This window comes from Glycomyces artemisiae, assembly GCF_003002955.1.
Taxonomy (GTDB): Bacteria; Actinomycetota; Actinomycetes; order Mycobacteriales; family Micromonosporaceae; genus Glycomyces; species Glycomyces artemisiae.
The window spans coordinates 383,133-401,726 of the sequence record NZ_PVTJ01000005.1 but is presented as its reverse complement, the minus strand read 5'-3'; the positions used below and the strand labels follow the sequence as shown (position 1 = coordinate 401,726).

Annotated in this window: 18 protein-coding genes; 16 read left to right on the top strand and 2 right to left on the bottom strand. The window is 73.2% G+C overall.

Features of this window, described 5'->3' with window-relative positions; translation table 11 throughout:
* Nucleotides 1-28: 28 nt before the first annotated feature.
* Nucleotides 29-1,063, bottom strand: coding sequence for a peptidyl-prolyl cis-trans isomerase (locus B0I28_RS15350; RefSeq protein WP_106364707.1), 1,035 nt, complete (start codon nt 1,061-1,063; stop codon nt 29-31).
* A 263-nt stretch (nt 1,064-1,326) separates the two neighbouring features.
* On the opposite strand from B0I28_RS15350, the gene B0I28_RS15345 reads away from it, so the two are divergent.
* The 3 genes from B0I28_RS15345 to B0I28_RS15335 all read left to right on the top strand — a co-directional run bounded on the left by B0I28_RS15345 (nt 1,327) and on the right by B0I28_RS15335 (nt 5,884).
* The gene (locus tag B0I28_RS15345) at nt 1,327-2,529 is read left to right on the top strand and encodes a sulfotransferase family protein (protein ID WP_106364706.1); all 1,203 of its coding nucleotides are present in this window, start codon (nt 1,327-1,329) and stop codon (nt 2,527-2,529) included.
* Nucleotides 2,530-2,618: 89 nt separating this feature from the next.
* Entirely contained in the window at nt 2,619-3,272 is a 654-nt protein-coding gene (locus B0I28_RS15340; RefSeq protein WP_106364705.1) for a hypothetical protein, read from the top strand.
* Nucleotides 3,273-3,340: 68 nt separating this feature from the next.
* The gene (locus tag B0I28_RS15335) at nt 3,341-5,884 is read left to right on the top strand and encodes an ATP-binding protein (RefSeq protein WP_106364704.1); all 2,544 of its coding nucleotides are present in this window, start codon (nt 3,341-3,343) and stop codon (nt 5,882-5,884) included.
* Nucleotides 5,885-6,165: 281 nt separating this feature from the next.
* Here the strand turns inward: B0I28_RS15335 and B0I28_RS15330 are convergent, their stop codons facing one another.
* Nucleotides 6,166-6,897: a 4'-phosphopantetheinyl transferase family protein gene (locus B0I28_RS15330; RefSeq protein WP_106364703.1), complete on the bottom strand. Its 732-nt coding sequence runs from the start codon at nt 6,895-6,897 to the stop codon at nt 6,166-6,168.
* A 125-nt stretch (nt 6,898-7,022) separates the two neighbouring features.
* Here B0I28_RS15330 and B0I28_RS15325 point away from each other — a divergent pair, with 125 nt between their 5' ends.
* From B0I28_RS15325 to B0I28_RS15270, 13 genes are all read left to right on the top strand, one after another.
* Nucleotides 7,023-7,832 carry an AfsR/SARP family transcriptional regulator gene (locus tag B0I28_RS15325; RefSeq protein WP_106364702.1) on the top strand — a complete coding sequence of 270 codons (810 nt, stop codon included), beginning with the start codon at nt 7,023-7,025 and terminating at the stop codon, nt 7,830-7,832.
* Nucleotides 7,833-7,937: 105 nt separating this feature from the next.
* Entirely contained in the window at nt 7,938-8,984 is a 1,047-nt protein-coding gene (queA, locus tag B0I28_RS15320) for a tRNA preQ1(34) S-adenosylmethionine ribosyltransferase-isomerase QueA (protein ID WP_106364701.1), read from the top strand.
* 22 nt (nt 8,985-9,006) lie between these two features.
* On the top strand, nt 9,007-9,288 hold the full coding sequence (locus tag B0I28_RS15315; protein ID WP_106364700.1) for a PqqD family protein: 282 nt from the start codon (nt 9,007-9,009) through the stop codon (nt 9,286-9,288).
* Between the two features lie 34 nt (nt 9,289-9,322).
* Nucleotides 9,323-9,448, top strand: a complete 126-nt coding sequence (locus tag B0I28_RS28290) for a hypothetical protein (RefSeq protein WP_281260932.1) — start codon at nt 9,323-9,325, stop codon at nt 9,446-9,448.
* A 66-nt stretch (nt 9,449-9,514) separates the two neighbouring features.
* On the top strand, nt 9,515-10,786 hold the full coding sequence (locus B0I28_RS15310) for a nucleotide sugar dehydrogenase (protein WP_106364699.1): 1,272 nt from the start codon (nt 9,515-9,517) through the stop codon (nt 10,784-10,786).
* Nucleotides 10,787-10,791: 5 nt separating this feature from the next.
* Nucleotides 10,792-11,910 (top strand): glycosyltransferase family 4 protein, encoded by a 1,119-nt coding sequence (locus B0I28_RS15305; RefSeq protein ID WP_106364698.1) that lies wholly within the window; start codon nt 10,792-10,794, stop codon nt 11,908-11,910.
* The gene (locus B0I28_RS15300) at nt 11,907-12,671 is read left to right on the top strand and encodes a PIG-L deacetylase family protein (RefSeq protein ID WP_106364697.1); all 765 of its coding nucleotides are present in this window, start codon (nt 11,907-11,909) and stop codon (nt 12,669-12,671) included. The genes B0I28_RS15305 and B0I28_RS15300 overlap by 4 nt, the downstream gene beginning before the upstream one ends.
* A complete protein-coding gene (locus tag B0I28_RS15295; RefSeq protein ID WP_106364696.1) occupies nt 12,668-13,990 on the top strand; it encodes a metallopeptidase TldD-related protein in 1,323 nt (440 codons plus the stop codon). The genes B0I28_RS15300 and B0I28_RS15295 overlap by 4 nt, the downstream gene beginning before the upstream one ends.
* Before the next feature lie 92 nt (nt 13,991-14,082).
* A complete protein-coding gene (locus tag B0I28_RS15290; RefSeq protein ID WP_106364695.1) occupies nt 14,083-15,087 on the top strand; it encodes an ABC transporter ATP-binding protein in 1,005 nt (334 codons plus the stop codon).
* Nucleotides 15,080-15,925 (top strand): ABC transporter permease, encoded by an 846-nt coding sequence (locus B0I28_RS15285; RefSeq protein WP_106364694.1) that lies wholly within the window; start codon nt 15,080-15,082, stop codon nt 15,923-15,925. Before B0I28_RS15290 ends, B0I28_RS15285 begins: the two co-directional genes overlap by 8 nt.
* A 4-nt stretch (nt 15,926-15,929) precedes the next feature.
* Nucleotides 15,930-16,751 carry an ABC transporter permease gene (locus B0I28_RS15280; RefSeq protein WP_106364693.1) on the top strand — a complete coding sequence of 274 codons (822 nt, stop codon included), beginning with the start codon at nt 15,930-15,932 and terminating at the stop codon, nt 16,749-16,751.
* Nucleotide 16,752: 1 nt separating this feature from the next.
* On the top strand, nt 16,753-17,511 hold the full coding sequence (locus B0I28_RS15275) for a hypothetical protein (protein WP_106364692.1): 759 nt from the start codon (nt 16,753-16,755) through the stop codon (nt 17,509-17,511).
* Nucleotides 17,512-17,521: 10 nt separating this feature from the next.
* Complete coding sequence (locus B0I28_RS15270) at nt 17,522-18,589, top strand: DNA glycosylase AlkZ-like family protein (RefSeq protein ID WP_106364691.1); 1,068 nt, start codon at nt 17,522-17,524, stop codon at nt 18,587-18,589.
* Nucleotides 18,590-18,594 lie beyond the last annotated feature (5 nt).

Genomic DNA, 18,594 nt, shown 5'->3' with positions numbered 1-18,594 from the left:
CTCCTTGGTGCGGTTGTCGGTCGGGTGGTCAGCCGAGGAGCGGCAGGACCGCGTCCGCCGTCTCGATCCCGGCGTCGGCGACGAGGCCGTCGAGGTGCAGCTCGAAGGCCTCGTCCTGGAAGCGGAGGACGAGTTCCGGCCGGACCTCGTCGAGGGGCAGGAAACCGCCGTCGTCGCGGCGCTCGCAGTGGAGGACCAGGAGCCCGCCGGCGAGGTCGTCGGTGACGAGGGCGGTCTCACCGACGGCGAGCGCGTCGGCGGCGATGAAGAGGGAGCTCTGGTATTTCGACAGGTCGTAGGCGTTCGCGTCGTCGATCGCGAGCGGATGGGCGTCGAGCAGCGCCGCATCGGCGGCATGGTCGGCGGCGACCTCGGCCCACGGCTCGCCCGCCGCGGTGCGGGCGAGGACGTCGTCGGCGGCGGCGGACCCGGCCGCGGAGGTCTCGAAGCGCAGGACCTGGAGGCCGATGGCGTCCTGGCCGCGCGCGTACTCGTCCTTGCTGCGCTCGTAGAAGTCCGCGAGCTCGTCCTCGGTGGGGCCGAGGGCGCCTTCGGCCGCGAGCGCGTTGAGCAGTGCGTCCCGGACGGAGCTCTCGGTGTAGGCCAGGTACGTCTCGGCGTCGTGCTCGGCGACCCCGTAGACCGCCCGGCCCTCGGCGATGGCGGCTTCGCGTTCGCCGTTGCCGCATGCGAGGCCGCGGAGGAGGTCGCCGTACTCGACCGCCGACGTGAGGCCGCGCTCGAAGGCCTCGACCTGCGCGGCCTTGAAGCGTATGAGGGCGTCCAGGGCCGTGCGCGCCTCGGCTTCGGTGCCGATCGGGAAGGCGTTCGCGTCGGCGTAGGCGGCGAGTTCGGCCGCGGTGACCGGGTGCCCGTCGACGGACGCGACCGCCGCCGACTCGTCCGGCGCGGCGTCGGCGCAGCCGCCCGGCGTCGGCTCGGGCGCGGCGGGCGGCTCGGCCTCGGGGCTGCAGGCCGCGAGGGCCAGGGCGGCCGCGAAGACGCAGCCGATGGTGATGAACGCCCTGGTGAAGGGGCGCGCCTCATTGCGCACGACGTCCACTGCCCGCTCCTTCGCGACTGGTTCCGTCCTTCGACGAGGATTGATAGTATCGCATTAGTTAATGCGCTATGCAAGCCTGCTGCGCTGCACGCCCCGTCGGCGACGACGGCGGACCGGAGGGATCGGGAGGCCCGTCTGCGCCCGGTCGGGGCGGCTCGGCGCGGCCCGCAGCCGCCTCCGTGACCGGACCTTCCGGTAGGAACCGGCACCGGCGGACATAGGATGCTGAGCAATCCGCCCCTCCCCGAAGGGAACCGATCCCCATGGCCCGCCGCACCACACCCGCACTCGCCCTGACCAACGCGCTCATGGCACCGGTGGCGCGCTCGCGCCGCGACCCCGACGCCGCATGGGACAAGGCGGTGGCCGCCGCGCAGCGCGAAGCCGGCGTCGAAGCCGACAAGTCCGATCAGGACTGGATCGAGGAGTTCCGGTTCCTGCTCGGATGCGTCGCCGATGTCCCCGGGCTCACGCCCATCGGCTGGATCAGCAGCCTCAACGACGCCCGGCAGCGCCTCGTGACCCGCCTGCGCGTGCGAAGGCTGCACCAGGAGCACCCCGGGATCGGCGCCGAGCCGATCGAGCGGCCCGTCTTCGTCGTGGGCCTGCCCCGCACCGCCACGACCCTCGCCCACCGCATCCTCGCCGCCGCACCCGCCCACCGCGGACCGCTGCGCTGGGAGATGGCCCACCCCGACCTGCCGGTCGCGCCCGAGGTCGAGCGCCAGCGCGTCAAGCTCGCCGAGAAGGCCAAGGTGGTCACCAAGTGGGCCCCCGACTTCGACATCGTCCACCCGGTCGAGGCGACCAAGGCCGAGGAGAGCATCCTCCTGCTCCCCCAGGGCATGTACCACGTCCTGTACCACTCGCCGATGCCGAAGTACCAGCGCTGGCTCGGCGAACGCGACGCCGCGCCGGACTACCGGTACCTCAAGGAGGTCCTCCAGGTCCTCCAGCACGGGCGCGAGCGCCGCCGCTGGATCCTGAAGAACCCCTTGGACCTCGGGGAGATGGCTACGATCAAGCAGGTGTTCCCCGACGCGGTGTTCGTGTGGACCCACCGGGACCCGATCACGGTCATGGGCTCGCTGTGCTCCCTCATCGACCTGTCGTACTCGCTGTTCCTCAAGCAGATCGACCGGCCCGCCATCGGCAGGCTGGCGCTGGAGGTCATGTCCGAGACCGTCGAGCGCGGCCGCACCTGGCGGCAGGACCACCGCGAGAGCATCGTGGACGTGCCGTACCACCGGCTCAACGCCGACCCCGACAAGTACGTGCCGGAACTGTACCGGCGGCTCGGCGCGACGTGGAGCGACACCGACGCGGCGCACCTCGCGGCCGCACTCGCACGCCCGGCCACCGACCGCAGGCACGAGTACTCGATCCGCCAGTTCGACCTCACCGAGGACGACATCGAGGCCGCGTTCGGCGACTACACCGCTTGGGTCGTGACCCTCAACAGCTGAGCAGGAGCGGCCCGGCCGCGAGCACGGCCGGCGGCCGGCGCGGTCCGGGCCCGATAGTCTCTGAGGACGACAGGGGGGCGGACAGGGACATGGCGAAGCGGGCAGCGGGCGAACAGGTCACGATCAGGAACCCGATCGAGCGCGCCTCCTGGGCCTGGGCCGGGATCGGCCTGGCGGTCGCGGTCGGGACGGTCCTGTGGATGATCGCGGCGGGCGGCGAGACGATCATGGTCCGCGACCGCTACGTCTGGATGTACGAGACCGAGGCGTACGCCTGGCAGCCGCCGCTCTACCTCGGCCTCGCCCTCCTCGGCTACCCGCTGGTCCGCAGCCTCATGCTCCTGCGCCCGCTCCCCGCCGCCCGCCTCGACCCCGCCGGGATCACCCTCCTGGACGGCGCGAAGGTCCGCGCGAAATGGGCCGAGGTCGACCGCGTCGTGCTGTGGCGCCAACGCGCCAAGCGCTTCGGCGTCGAGTCCTGGGCCCCTCGGATCGGCGTCGTCCGGCGCGGCGAGCGCACCGACAACTTCCGCAGGGCCGCCGAAGCGCGGCACTGGACGGCCGCCGACCTCCGCGACAACGGCGTCCCCGCCTGGCTCCCCGGCGGCATCCACAAGTGCAGCGCCCGCCTCCACCCCGCCCGCGCCGGGGTGCTCGCCGCCGCCGTCGCCCGGTTCGCCCCCGATGTCGCGGTCGTCGACGAACGCGAACCCGATGGCCCCGCTCCCGTCCCACCGGTCTGAAGCCCGTCAGCCTCGGCGTGCTGCTCGCGGCGCGGGGTGCGATTGGGCGTCGCGTCTATTATGTCCCCATGGCCGACCGAGCGTTCGACGCCCGAACCAACCTCCGGTCGCTCCGGCTGCGAGCGGTGATGACGCAGGAGGAGCTCGCCGCCAAAGCCGGTCTGGGCATTCGCACCGTCAGGGACATCGAATCCGGGAGGGTCCGGCCGCAGCCGAAGACGCTGCGGCTGCTCACCGAGGCCCTGGGGCTGGGGGCGGCGGACCGGGGCCGACTCTCCGACGAGCTGCGGCGGACCGACCCTGTGCCGCGCGAACTGCCGATGGCGCTGGCGGCCTTCGCCGGGCGCGGGCCGCAAATGGACGCGCTGTTCGCCGCGGTGGACGAAGGCGCCGCCGTCGTCGCAATCCACGGCATGGCCGGAGTCGGGAAGACCTCGCTGGCGGTGCGGGCCGCCCACGCGCTCGCCCCCCGGTTCCCGGACGGGCAGGTGTTCGTGGACCTCCACGGTTTCACGCACCCGGCCGGGCCGCGCCGCGGCATCGAGTCCGTGCTGACGCGCGTCCTGCGGAGCCTCCACGGCGCCGACCGGCCGCTGCCCTCAGATCTCGACGAGCTCACCTCCCGGTACCGCAGCGCCGTCGCCGACCGCCGAGTGCTCCTGGTGTTCGACAACGCGGCGGGCGCAGAGCAGCTGGGGGCGCTGCTGCCGGGCGTCCCCGGCAGTCTCGTGCTCGCGACGAGCCGGCACGACCTCTCCCCGCTGGCGGGCGCGTACACGATGGCGCTGGAGCCGCCGGCCATGCGCGACGCGGTGGCCATGCTCAGCGCGGCCGTCGCCGATCGGATCACCGACGAAGAGGCCGTCGCGATCGCCGAGCGCTGCGGGAGCCTCCCCCTGGCGATGGGCCTGGCGGCCGCACGGCTGCGCAGCCGCCCGCAGTGGCGGGTCGAAGACCTGCTGATACGCCTCGCCGGACACGGCCTGCTCGACGAGTTCGGTATGGGACACCAGGGCGTCGCCGGGGCCCTGCGCGGTTCGTACGTCGAACTCGACCCCGCGCACCGGCGCCTGTTCCGGCGCCTGGGCCTCGCCCCCGGCGACGATGTCGACGTGCACGCGGCCGCAGCGCTGTGCGAGGCGGACGCGGAGCGGACGGCCGCCATGCTGGAAGCGCTTGTGGACGTGCACTTGGTGGAGACCCGCGCGCCGGGCCGGTACCGGCTGCACGACCTGGTGCGGCAGTTCGCGGCCGGGCTCGCGGCCGCGGAGGAGACCGAGGCCGACCGCGACGGCGTCCTCCGGCGCCTGTTCGACTGGTATCTCGACGCGGCCGATACGGCTTGCACGAGCCGGTATCCGGGGTACGCGAGGCTGCTCGGCGGCGCCGGGACCGCCGCGGTTCCCGGGCTCGACGACCCGGCGCGGGCCGGCCGGTGGCTCGCGGAGGAGCGGGAGAACCTCGTCGCCGTCGCCCGCTTCGCGGGCGAGGCCGGCTTCGGCTCGGTCGCGTGGCGACTCGCGGACACGCTCCGCGGCCATGCGTTCATGGACATGGGCGCCGCGGACTTCCTGGCGCTCGGACAGGCGGCGCTGCACGGGGCGCGAGCCGAAGCGAGCCCGGCCGGCGAGGCGACCGCCGCGTTGTTCATGTCGACGGCGTACGTCAAGGACCGCGATTTCGAGGCCGTCATCCGCCATTCGGAACGGGCGGTCGAACTGTCGCAGCGGCTCGGCTGGGACTTCGGGCGGGCGTCGGCGCATCACAACCTGGCGCTCGCCTCGTGGAACCTCGGCAGGCTCCGGGCCGCGCTCGAACACGGGGAGGCGGCGCTCGCCATGAACCGCGAGGGCGGCAGGGCGCGGGCGGTGAGCGTCAACCTCGGGGCGCTGGGAGTCGTCCACGGCGACATGGGGAGGCCGCGGGTCGAGCTGCGGCTGCTCGAAGAGGCGCTGGAGCTCGCCGAGGAGGTCGACGACGTCCGCCTCCAGGCCTCGCACCTCCGAAGCCTCACGTCGGTGTGGATCCGCCTCGGTTCGGTCGCGACGGCGGAGCGGTGCCTGAACCGGCTCATGATGATCGAAGCGGACGCGGGAGCCAGGGAGATCAGCGCGTCAAGCGCGGTGTACATCGCGGAACTGCATTCGGCGCGCGGCCGCCACCTCGACGCGCTGGAGCACGCGGACCTGGTGGTGCGGCAGGCGGCGCTGCGGGGCGACCGGCTCGCCAAGGCGAGCGGGCTCGTCTCGGTGGCCGTTGCCCTCAACGGCCTCAAGCGGTCTGAGGAGGCGGTGGACGCCGCCGCGCGGGCGCTGGAGGTGGTGGACGGCGGGCTCCCGGGGACCCGGATCAGGGCGCTCGTCGAGCGGGCCGTCGCCAGCATCGCGCTCGACCGGCCCGACGCCGCAGAGGCGGATGCGGGCCTGATCCTCGAACTGGCGCGCGAGGGCGGGTACCGCGCCGCCGAGGCGGCGGCGCTCGACATCATGTCCGAGGTGCGGCTCCGGGCCGGCGACGCGGCCGCAGCCCGCGAACACCGCAGCGAGGTCGAGGCGATCTGCACCGAAATGGACGCTCCCGTGCCGGCTAGGTTCAAGGCCGCATCCGTCTAATCCGGCCGACCTCTCCGGTGGGCTCGGCGCGCCGCGGACGGCCGGTGGCGGCGATTCGGCGGCGAGGGAGCCCGAACCTGCTGGTATCCCGCCGGAATCCCGCCTTGCGGATCGGGTCGTCCTCCGAAAAACTGTCCTGAACTCCGCGTTACCGTCTGCAATCGTGAGGCGGGCAGCTGCACCAGTGCCTTGCTTCGGTCAGGAGGCAGCTCGTGCCCGGGAATCGTAGCTTCGACGTCGAATCGCCTGACCGCGCCTCCGGAGGCGACCGTGCGGCGCCGTCACCCGGCGCTCACCGCGAGGGCCGCCGTCCATCCCCGCGGCGCGAGCACATCGGCGACGGCCCAGCCGGCCTGAGGGGACCTCGGCCGCGGGCCCGCACCGACGAGGTCCCGCCGGGTGTCGCGCGCGAGACCCGTGCCCAGCGCCTTCAGGAACGCCTCCTTGCGGACCCAGGTCCGGGTGAACGCACGCCGCAACCGGTCCCCGGCGAGCCCGGAGAGGTACGCCGCCTCCGCCGGATGCATCCGCTGAGCGAGCGCGGCAGCCCGCTCCTCGCTCGCCTTGGATTCGAGATCGACCCCGACCGCGGTGCGCGCGACCGCGACGAGCACCCACGGTCCCGAACGAGACACTGAGAATTCAAGCGGCGCACCGGCGACCGTCGGTCTCCCATGCGGACGACCGCAATGCGCACACGGCTCCCGGGCCAGCCGGACGTCGGCCGGAGCGCCACCGAGGCAGGCGGCGAGCAGCGTTCGCAGCACCGCGCGGCCGACCAGGCGGCGCCGGCGCGCGAGCAGGTCGGACATCGGCTCGGCGTCCGCCATGTCCTCGGGCCCGAGCAGGTCGGCGAGTCCGGTCACGGGGCCGTCGGTCCGGCTGATCCACAGCAGGGGCCCCGCCGTGAGATCCGGCTGCGAGGGCACGGCCGAACGCAGGTCGGACCCGTCCGACCACCGCAGCTCGACCGGCCGGACGGCCCGATGCGATCCGGCGAATCCTCCGCCCACCCTTGAACTCCTCCTCCGACCGCTCCGGCAATGGCGCGAGCCTACGCCGGTCGGCACGACGGAACCGCAATCGCTCCGACCCCGACTCGAACCCACGGTCAACCCTGTTAGAGAAGAGGAATCGCATGCAACTCTCCGTTCACCTCCTCGGCCCCGTCCGCATATCCGGTCCCGATCGTGAAGCCGCCGTTCCGAGCAGGAGGGTCCGCGGACTGATCGCGGCGCTCACCCTCGACGGTCCCGTCACCACTACCGCGGACGGCCTCATCCACGCCATCTGGGAACGTCCGCCGCGTTCGGCCGCGGTCAATCTGCGCACCCTCGTGAGCCAGCTCCGATCCCGCCTCGAATCGGTCGGCCCCGGTCTCGGGGACCGCCTCACGACACTTCGCGGCGCCTACGGCGAAGGCGGCGCGTACCGGCTGCGGCTCAGCGCCGACGAATGCGACGTCCAGCGCTTCCGCGCCCGGTGCTCCGAAGGCCGGGCGGCCCTGGTCGGCGAGGACTTCGAGACGGGCAGGAAGGCGCTTGAGGCGGCCCTGGGGCTGTGGGACGGTCCCGCCGGGGTCGACCTGCCCTCGACCCGGCGCTTGAACGGCCGCTGCGACGCGCTCAACGAACTCAGGCTCACGGCCATGGAGGACCTGCACCACGTCATGCTGCGCATGGGACGGCCCGCCGAGATCGTCCCCGCCGTCCGCGCCGCACTGGAGCGCAGTCCGCTCCGCGAACGCTCGTGGAGCCATCTCATCCGCAGCCAGTACCTGAGCGGCGAGATCGGCGCCGCCCTCGACAGCTTCCGGCGGCTGCGCGCGCTCCTCGACCGCGAACTCGGCATCGAACCGTGCCCGTCCAGCCAGCGGCTCCATCTGTGCGTCCTCCGCGGCGACACCGACGGCGTGCGTCACCACGACTGGCTCGCGGGAAGCGGCTGAGCGGTCGCGGTACGCGCGCGGTGCGCGGTGAGCACGAGCGATTGCCACTGTGAAGCAACAGGGTTCGCCGAACTGAACCGCCGGACACGACTCGACGGAGGCGCCATGGAGACGTCCAAGCTCAACTTCCAGCTTCCCGCGCACTTGCTGGCGCGCCAGCCGATCGAACGGCGGGGCGGTGAGCGGCACGACTCCAAGATGGTCGTGTACCACAAGCGGTCGGAGACGGTGGAGTTCACGAGCTTCCGCGAGATCCCCCGGTTCCTGGAGCCGGGGGACGTGGTGGTCATCAACGACAGCCGCACGCTGAACGCCAGCGTCTTCGCCAATGTGGAGGACCGCGGCCGCGTCGAGGTGCAGCTGCGGTACAACCCCAAGGACAACATCTGGGGCGTCTCCAGCAAGTCGCGGCGCGCGCCGCGGATCGGCTCGAAACTCACCTTCGACGGCACTGACATCACCGCCACGATGCTCGGCCCGGACGACCGCGGCCTGTCGCTGTGGATGCTCGAATTCGACTGCGAGTTCGACGCGCTCGTCGCCTACCTGGACGAGCACGGGCGGCCCATCCCCAGCCTGTACGTGGAGGGGAGCTTCACCAACGAGGAGTACAACTCGGTGTACGCCGAGCGCCCCGGTTCCGCCGAGATGCCGGCCGCCGGGCGGCACTTCACCGAGGAGGTCCTCACCCGGCTGCGCGAGCGCGGGGTCGGGATCGCGTACATCACGCTCCACACCGGACTCAGCTCGGTCGAGATCAGCGAGGAGCACCTGGAGGACCACCGGATGCACGCCGAGTGGTGCCAGATCCCGCCGGAGACCGCCGACATGGTCAACACCGCCAAGGACGAAGGGCACCGCGTGCTCGTGGTCGGCACGACGGTCATGCGCACGCTCGAAAGCGCCGCCAAGGAGGACGGCCTTCCGCTGCGCGCGGGCGACCGGTGGACCGACCTCTACATCTACCCGGGCTTCGACTTCCAGGTGGCGGACGCGTTCGTGACGAACTTCCACGGCCCGCGCTCCTCCCGGATCGCGCTCGCCTCGGCGTTCACCGGCGCCGACCTGCTGCTGCACGGCTACGACGCGGCGATCGAGCGCGGACTCCAGTTCTACGAGTTCGGTGACACGACCCTCACCCTCCCCGATTGAGCACCACCCAGAAGGAGCGCCCATGGGCAGCCTGACCCCGGAATCGAGGCCCTTGAGGGTCGACGACGTCGTCTACTTCCCGCACGACGGCGAGGTCCTCCTCCACCACCTCGACTCCGGCCAGTACTACCGGCTCAACGCCGTGGCCGGAGAAGTCTGGGAACTGTGCGAGGGAACCCTGTCGATCGCCGACATCGCCGACCGCATCGTGGAGGCGTTCGAAGCCGACGCCGAGCAGGTCGTCAAGGATGTCAACAGCCTGATCCAGGAACTCCACGACGAGGAGTGCGTGGTCCTCGCCTGAGCGTCCGCATCGAGCCGAGAGGAGGTGAACCACCATGAAGGAAACGAAAGCGAAGACGCGCAAGCGCTACGAGCAGCCGACGCTCAAGCCCGTGCAGCTGACGAGCCTGGCCGGCCTGGCCATGGCCTGCGCCTGCGGCCCGCTGGGGACCGGTCAGTAGGAATCCGAACGTGGGGCCGCGCCGACGCCGCGGCCCCACCATCACCCTCAGAAAGGTACGACCCCTATGCGCAGCACCGGCGACTCGCCGACCATCGCGGTGATCGGCCTCGGCATGGCCGGCCTCTACCAGGCGCTGGAATTCGCCGTCCGCGGACACCGGACCATCGGCTACGACAACGCGCCCGACCGGGTCGAAGCGGTCGCCGCGGGCCGGGCCGGCCTGCCCGACGTATCCGACGCGGTATTGCAGGAGCAGCTCGCCTCGGGGCGATTCGAGGCCCACGGCGATCCCGGCCGGCTCGGCGACGCCGACGCGGTGCTCGTCTCGGTCCCCACCGACACCGGCGAGGACGGCGCACCCGACATCGGTCCGGTCGACGCCGCCGCCCGGATCATCGCCGAGCACTGCCGCCCCGGCGTCCTCGCCGTGGTCAAGAGCACCGCTTACCCCGGGATGGTCCGGGACCGCGTGGCACCGGTGCTCGCACGGGCCTTCGGCCCGGCCGGGACCGGAGGGTTCGGGCTCGCGTACGCGCCGGAGCGGGGCGACCCGGGCAACCGCGACTTCGAACGGACCGCCGCGACCCCGAAAGTGGTCGCCGGCCTCACCCCCGGCTGCGCCGAGCGCACCGCCGCGCTCTACCGGCCCTTCGGCGGCGACGTGCACGTCGCGGCGAGCCTGGAGACGGCCGAGCTCGTCAAGCTCCACGAGAACGTCTTCCGGTTCCTCAACATCGCCTACGTCAACGAGCTGGGCGACCTCGCCGGGCGCATCGGCGTCGACATCGACGAGGTCGTCGCGCTCGCCGCCACCAAGCCGTTCGGGTTCATGCCGTTCACCGCCGGCGTCGGCGTCGGCGGCATGTACGTTCCGGTCAACCCCGCCTATCTGATCGCCGGAGCCGGGCTCGCCGGCACCCGCGTCCGGACCGTGGAGGCGGCCGCCGACGTGAACGACGGCATGCCGCAGACCGTCGTCGACGGACTCGAACAGTCGCTCGGCCCCTTGGCCGGGCGGAAGATCCTGGTCCTCGGCGCGACCTACAAGCCCGGCAGCGCCGACCTGCGCCGCAGTCCGGCCGCCGCGGTCGCCGTGCACCTGTCCCGGATCGCGTCGGTCGCGGTCGTCGACCCCCACGCGGCGGGAGAGGCCCTCGCCGGCGGCGACCTCGCCGTGCACGGCGTCGACGACGTGGACCCGTCGGTGTTCGACCTGGCACTGCGTCTCGTACCGCACCCCGCTCTGGACGGCTTCACCGCCGCACTTCCGATCCCCTGCTTCGACCCGCACGGGCACCGCCTCGACACCAGCGCCCCTATGGAGGAGTCCCCTTGAGCCGCATGATCCTCGCCCTGAGCCAGTACCCGCCCGACCTCGGCGGCATCGCCAGTCACATGCGGGCCCTCGCCCCCGGGCTGCGCCCGTACGGGTGGGACACCACCGTCGTCGCCGCGGACGGCGAGACCGGCGACACCCCGAACGACCCCGGCGTGACGGTGCTCCGCGCCGCGATCCCGTACTCCGGCAGCGACTTCGACGCCGCCTATGCGCACCAGAACCTGGGCCTGCTCGCGGAGGCGACGGCAGTCGACCTCGACGCCGTCGACCTCGTCGCCTGCCACGGCAGCCAGCACGCGCTCGCGGCGATGGCGTTGCAGCGGCGCACCGGCGCGCCGCTGGTCTACCACGCGCACAACCTCTACACCGCACCGGTCGACCCCGACGGCCCCTTCGGCGAGGGGACCATGCACGACATCGAGCGCGACGTGATCCGAAGCAGCGACGCCGTCATCGCCATCAGCGGCTACATCGCCGGCCTCTGCCTGAGGCTCGGCGCCGACCCCGACCGCCTCACCGTGATCCCCAAAGGACTTCCGCTCGACGACTTCGCGGGCGCCTGGACGCCCCCGGACGACCCGGTCGTCGCGTTCGTCGGCCGGCTCTCCCCCGAGAAGGGCCTGGAGACGCTGTTCGAAGCACTCGCGCTGCTCCGCCGCGACCGGCCCTGCCGGCTCCTCGTCGCCGGGGCCGGCGACGACGCCTACACCGCCGGGCTCCTCGAAGCGGTCCGGAGTCTCGGACTGACCGACGCGGTCTGGTTCCTCGGCGCCCTGGAACCGAAGCAGCTGCCCCGGTTCTTCCAGTCCGCCTCGGTGACCGCCGTGCCCAGCCATATGGAGGCCCTGGGCCGGGTCGCGCTCGAAGCGCAGGCGTCCGGATGCCCCGTGGTGGTCACCGACACCGGCGGCCTCGGGTCGCTCGTCGACGACGGGGCCACCGGCTGGAAGGTGCCGCCGCGGGACGCGGACGCGCTCGCCGCGGCACTCGCCGACGCGATCGACCGCCCGGAGGCCGCCGCGGCACGGGCGGTCGCCGCGAGGGCCGAAGTCGAGCGGGGCTACGCGATCGGCGCCGTCGTCGAGCGGACCGACGAGTGGTACCGGAAGGCGGCCGGATGATCAGGGTGCTGGCCGTCGGCCCGCACCCCGACGACGTCGAATACGGCTGCGGCGGCCTCCTCGCGGGCCTCGACCGGGAGCGGTTCGAACCGCACGTCGCGGTCTTCCCGCCGGTCGGCCGGGACGGCGGGGCGCTGCACGGGACGGCGCTGCGCGTGCAGGAGGCCCGGGAGGCCGCCGCGGTCCTGGGCGCGGCGTTCCACGAGCTGCCCGCGCTCGCGGCGACCGACCGGTCCGGAGCGGTCGAAGCGCTGACCTCCCACTTCGCGGACCTGCGGCCGGATGTCGTGATCACCGTCGACCCCGACGACGCGCACCCGTGGCACGCCCTGGTCGCCGACGCCGTGCGCGAAGCCGTGTTCATCGCGCAAACGCCCGAGGAAGCCGGTCCGGGCATCCCCGCGCAGCTGCTCCACATGGCCGCTTACACCACTGTGGATTTCAGGCCCGACTTCTACGTGGACGTCTCCCGAGCGTTCCCGACCGCCTGGAAGGCCCTGCGCCGCCACGTCGCGGGCCTCGCCGTCACCCCGGCACTCGGGCACCAGATGCGCCTCGTCCACCAGACCGCCGGCTGCCGCGCCTCGGCCGAACTCGCCGAAGGCTTCCGCCTCTCCCACGACTTCGGCCAGGACTGGTGCGCAGGCCGGTCCCTGCTGTTCCGTCTCCTCGGGGGGCCGCACGAGTCCCCGCCGCGGCCCGGCCCCGACGCGGACGGCGTCGCGGCGCCCCCGGTCGAAGCGCCCGCCCGCCACGGATGACGGACGCGGAGACCGACCGGCTCGCCGAGGCGCTGCCGGACACCGGCGCGGCCGACGTGCGGTACCAGGCGAGCGAAGCGCGGACCGTCCGCGGCACCGCAGGGTTCGGCCCCGCAGACCTGTCCCGCCGCGCCGCCGCGGGGTTCGCGCTACGTCATTGGCACGGCGGCCGCCTCGACTCGTGGCACACCGCCGACCTTACCGACCCGCGAACGGGAACGCGCCGTTCGGAGCGCGCAGGCGGTGCGCCCCGACTGCCGACAGGAGATCTGCGGCACCCCGCTGCGCGCTCCGGCCCGGACTGGACCGCGGTCGTCGACGCGTTCGACGAGGCGCGCCTCCGCGCCGGACGCGCCGCCGGCTGCCACCGCCAGTGGGTCCTGCGCGCCGACCGGTGGGCATCGACGCTTGCGAACACCGCGGGCGCGCGCATCGGGATCGCCGGAGCCGCCGTCAGCGTCGAGGTCCGCGCTGCCGCCGAAGGGCGCAGCGCCGTCCGGTTCGGACGGTGCACGGACCCGGCCGCGGCGGTGGAACTGCTCGGACGCCTCGACGACGCCGCAGTCCGGGCCGTCGCCGCGGGCGCCGCGCGAACGCGGCCCGACGGCCTCGACGCCACCGCCGCCATCGTCGCCGACCCGGCGTTCGCCGCCCTGCTCGCGCACGAACTCGTCGGCCATCCCCTCGAAGCCGACGTCCCCTCCGCGCCGGGGCACTGGACCCGTGCCGCCGAACCGGTCGGCGGGAGGTCGCTCACGGTCGTCGACGATCCGGCCGCACTCGGCCTCGGGCCGGTCGACCACGAAGGCGTGCCTTCCCGGCGCGTGCGCCTGCTCGACCGCGGCCGGGTCTCAGGACGCCTCCACAGCCTCGCCACCGCCCGCGACGAAGGCGCCGAGCCGACCGGGCACGCGCGCGCGGCCTCCTGGCACGACCCGCCGATCCCGCGCATGACCGCCACCGGATTCACCGGCGGCAGCGGCCCGCTCGCGGCGCTCGTCGACCGCTGCGGCGACGGGCTCCTCCTCTACGGCGCCCGCGGCGGCCGCTGCGGCGCGGACGGCACGTTCACCGCCGTCAGCCAGGGCTCGCGGCAGATCACCGGTTCCCGGCTCGGACCCGAACGCGGGCCGGTCCTCCTGCGCGGCGCGACGCGGCCGCTGCTCGCCGCGGTCCTCGCCGTCTCCGAGGACGCCGGCCTCGACGCCGGCGGCGAAGGCGGCTGCGGCAAGGCCGGCCAGGACCCGGTCGAGACCGCGGGCATCGGCGGCGGCGTCCTCTTCGGTCCCGTGATCCGCCCGCTGCCGCTGTGGCGGTGAACCGCGGTACGCGGACAATGCGCGAGCGGTATCCGCCGCTGGGACCGTGGAGTGGCTCGCGACGCTGCCCCCCACGTCGGAAGGTCGATGCCATGGCCCTGATCGAGGTCGACGGACTGGTCAAGCACTACCGGGTGCGAAAGCCCGGGCGCTCGGTGCGCCGCCTGTTCACCCGCCACAGCGAACTGAAGGAGGCCGTCCGCGGCATCGACCTCCGCGTCGACGCGGGCGAAGTGGTCGGATACCTCGGTCCCAACGGCGCCGGGAAGTCCACGACCATCAAGTGCCTCTGCGGCATCATGGCGCCCGACGCGGGGCGTATCCGCGTCGCCGGGCTCGACCCGAGCCGGCGGCGCCTCGAACTCGCCCGCCGCATCGGCGTCGTCTTCGGACAGAAGACCGCCCTGTGGTGGGACCTGCCCGTCACCGAGTCGTTCGAGCTGCTCCGCGCCATCTACGACGTCCCGCGCGAGCGCCACCGGCGGCGCCTCGACGAGCTGACCGCGCTCCTGGGCCTCGACGAGTTCGCGCACGTACCCGTGCGGCAGCTCAGCCTCGGCCAGCGGGTCCGGTCCGACCTCGCGGCGGCCCTGCTGCACGACCCGCAGGTGCTGTTCCTGGACGAGCCGACCATCGGACTCGACGCCGCCGCCAAATCCGGCGTCCGGCGGTTCGTCCGCGAGATCCGCGCCCGCGGCGTCGCCGTGCTCCTCACCACCCACGACCTCGGCGACATCGAGGAACTCTGCGACCGCATCGTCATCCTCGACCGGGGCAGCGTGCTCTTCGAAGGCTCGGTGGACGAAGCGCTCGGCCGCTACGCGCCCCACAGCCGGGTGATCGTCGAGTTCAGCAGGGACGTGCAGGGAACGATCGAGGTCCCGTTCGCCGACTCGCTGCACCGCCGCGACGACCGGCAGGCCGAGATCGTCTTCAAGCGGGCCGAGGAGACCGCGGCCGCGGTCACCCGCCACCTGCTGGACGCCTACCCCGTCAGGGACCTCCGCATCACCGAACCCTCCATCGAGGACGTGGTGAAGTCCCTGTACGAGGAGCTCGGGGACCGGGCCGGGGGCGCGGAGCCGGCCCGTGGCTGACGCGCCGACCCTCCTCCCCGCCGGCACCGCCCGGCGCTGGGACCTCGCCCGCGCGTTCCTGCGGTACGGCCTCGCGAACCGGACCACCTACCGGGCGGTCTACTGGGCCCAGCTCGTGAACGCCGTCGTGAAGGTCGCGGCCATCGCCCTCGTGTGGCGGGCCTTCCACGCCGTCGATCCCGGCCAGTTCCCCGTCGGCGGCGACGCGATGATCGCCTACGGCGTGGTCGCCGCGCTCGGCTCAGTGGTCCTCGACTGGTGGTCCGGGCCCCACCACTACCTGGCCCGGCGCATCCGGCTCGGCACGATCACCGGCGACCTGCTCCGCCCGATGTCCCTGCCGCGGCAGCTGTTCGCGATCCACGCCGGGGAGACCTGCTCGGCGCTCCTGCTGCTCGGGGTCCCGGTCTATCTCGGCGCGCTGGCCCTCCTGGGCCGCGAGGCCGCCCCGGCCGGCCCGGCGGCCGGACTGCTCGCCCTCCTCAGCTTCGCCCTGAGCTTCGCGCTCCTGTTCTGCTGCAGCTTCCTCGTGGGCATGATCGTGCTCAAGACCCTCAACCTGCTCGGCGTCATGCACGTCTACCACGGCGTGATCACCCTCCTGTCGGGGTTCTGGATCCCGCTGTGGTTCTATCCCGAGCCGCTGCGCCGCATCGCCGAGCTGCTGCCGTTCCAGAGCATCTTCTTCACCCCGCTCACCATCTACATCGGCCACCGGCGGGGCGCCGACGCCGCGGTCGCGATCCTCCAGCAGGCCGTCTGGCTCTGCATCCTGCTCGTCGCCGTGCACCTGGCCTGGCGGTTCATGCGCAGGCGCCTGGTCGTTCAAGGAGGCTGACACGATGACCGCGATCACCGCAGCGCGACGCAACGCGCGCCTGTACCTGCGATTCCTCGGCGCCGGCTTCCGGAGCCAGACGATCTACGGCTTCGACTCGGCGCTGCTGCTCTTCGCCGTGGTGTTCCTCAACGTGGTGGACCTGAGCCTGCTCGCGGTCATGCTGACCCGCTTCGAAGCGCTCGGCGGATGGACCATGTGGGAGGTCGTGCTGCTCTACTGCATGTTCCTCGCCGTGCTCGGCCTCCAGTACCTGTTCACCTTGCACCTGAACCGCATCGACGAGTTCATCCAGGACGGCACCCTCGACCAGATGCTGGTGCGGCCCGTGTCGCCGCTGCTCCAGCTGGTCGCCCGGGAGTTCCACCTCCGCAACCTCTTCCACCACTTCGGGACCGGCATCGTCGGCGTGCTCATCGCGATGGCGGGCCTGGGCCTGGCCTGGACCCCCGAACGCGTCGCGATCCTCGCCGCCTCGCTGGTCGGCGGCACGCTGCTGCTCACCGGGATGGTGCTCGCCCTCGCCAGCCTGGCGTTCTGGACCGTGCGCTCGCAGGTCTTCCTGTTCGGGACGGCCGAGATCCAGGAGGCCGTCCAGCACTACCCGGCGACCGTGTTCGGGCAGTGGTTCGTGCGCGCGATGACGTTCCTGCTCCCGCTCGCGTTCGTGAACTACTACCCCGTCATGGCGCTGACCGGCCGGGCCGACGAGGCGATGCACCCGCTCCTGCCGTACGCCTCGCCGCTGGTCGGCTCCGCGGTGCTGGCCGTCGGCGTCGTCGTGTGGCGGGCGGGCCTGCGCCGCTACGAGAGCACCGGGAACTGACGTGGCGGACATCGACGTCCGAGTGGTGGACCGCGTCCCGGGCCGTTTCGGGCCCGGCCGATGGCGCTGGCGCGCAGTGGAACGCCGGGTCCTCCACCGCAGCCGCCGCTCCTGCGGCGGCCGGTGGGGCGAATCGGTGTCCGACGGGCACGACGAGCCGGCGATTCCCGCGCTGATCCCGCCCGACGCGGGCCCCGTCGAGTCCGTCGCGCGGTGCTTCGGCAGCGCCGACTGGGTCCGGACCACGCAGTGGGTCCGCGAAGGGGATCGGGCCTCCCCGCCGCGGCACCATCACGAGCTGCGGCTGCGCATCGACCGGTCGCCGGTGCCGCTGGCGTGGCCGGTCTCGCTGACCGTGGGCTCGATGTCGGAAGCCGCGTCGGCGATCGACGCCCTGCAGCGACTCCGTCCGGTCGAACCGCCCGCCGAGGATCCGCCGGTCCTGCTGACCGGCGGGGCACTCGCGCAGGTCCCGGCTCTCACATCGGAAGCGGCCCTTCCGCCGGCGGTGAACCCGGCCGGGGACGGCCTCCTCTTCGCCTCGCTGGAACCGGTCGCGGACGATCAAGGCGACGGGGTGGCCGCGCTCCTCGGCGTCCCCGCGGTGCTGCGCGGCGGCGAACCGGTCGGCTACGTCGACGGCACATGGCTCCTGTTCGGCGACACCGGCGTTCGCGGTGGCGCCGTGGTAGTGTCCGGTCCCTGGTGGTCGGCCCTGACGGTGCTTCAGTCGACGGGACTGCGGGCGACACCGCTCTAGAGGGGATCGCATGCCCGGCAATCGAGGACCCGAACGCTCGCTGGAGCCCGACGCGGCGCGCCGGGTCCGCGCCCGCCGCCACCTGCTCGGCGCCGCCGGCGTCGAGCCCGAGCAGATCCCCGGGCGGATCTGCGGTCTCCAGGCCCAAGTCGCCGAAGCGGCCGGACTCGCCCTGCTGGCCAGGACCGACGCCGACGCCGCATCGGTCCAGGCGGTGCTCGCAGGCCCGAGGCTCGTGCTCACCTGGGCCATGCGAGGGACGCTCCACCTGGTGGACCGCGAGGACCTGCGATGGTATGCCGCGGCCGTCGGCGGCCGGATCGCCGCCCGGGAGACCCGGCTCTGGCCGCGGCACGGGGTCTCCACGGCGCACGAGGAGCGAGTGACCGGTGCAATCCTGCGCGCCTTGGCCGACGGGCCGCTGGAACGCGGCGAGCTGGCGGCACGGGTCGGCGCCGACCTGGGTCCCGAGGTCGAAGGGCTTCTGCGCCATCCGTGGGGCATCGGGATCAAGCCGGCGGTCGCGGCGGGCCTGGTGGAGCTGCGTTCGCGCGGCCGCGACATGCGCCTGTCCCTGCCGGACGGGCCCGTGGAGACGGTGGACGGGGCGCAGGCCCGGCGCTGGCTCGCTCGCCGCTACCTGTCCGCGAACGTGGTCGGCGACCGCGCGTCCTTCGCGCGCTGGTCCGGCCTGACCGCCGCCCAGGCCGGGGACGCCCTCGAAGCCGCCGCGGACACCGCGATGCGGTCCGGCGGCGCCGATCGGTACTTCGCCGGCGACCTGACCGATCCCGGGCCTTCGGACCACGTGAGCTTCCTGCCGGTGTTCGACCCGTTCACACTGGCGGCCGCCGACCGTGCCGGGTTCTGGCCCGGAGCGCCCGAGGCGGTCTGGAGGCGGGGCGGCTGGGTGAGCGCGGTCGTGGTGCGGGACGGCCGGGCGCTCGGCACCTGGAAGCACCGGAAGGACCGGGGCCGGATCACCTTCTCCTACTCGTGGTCCGACGAGCGCGAGGAGCCCGCGCGCGGGCTCCTCGCGGCGGGCGAGGCCCGCATCGCCGAGCTGCTGTCCGCGTGAGCGGA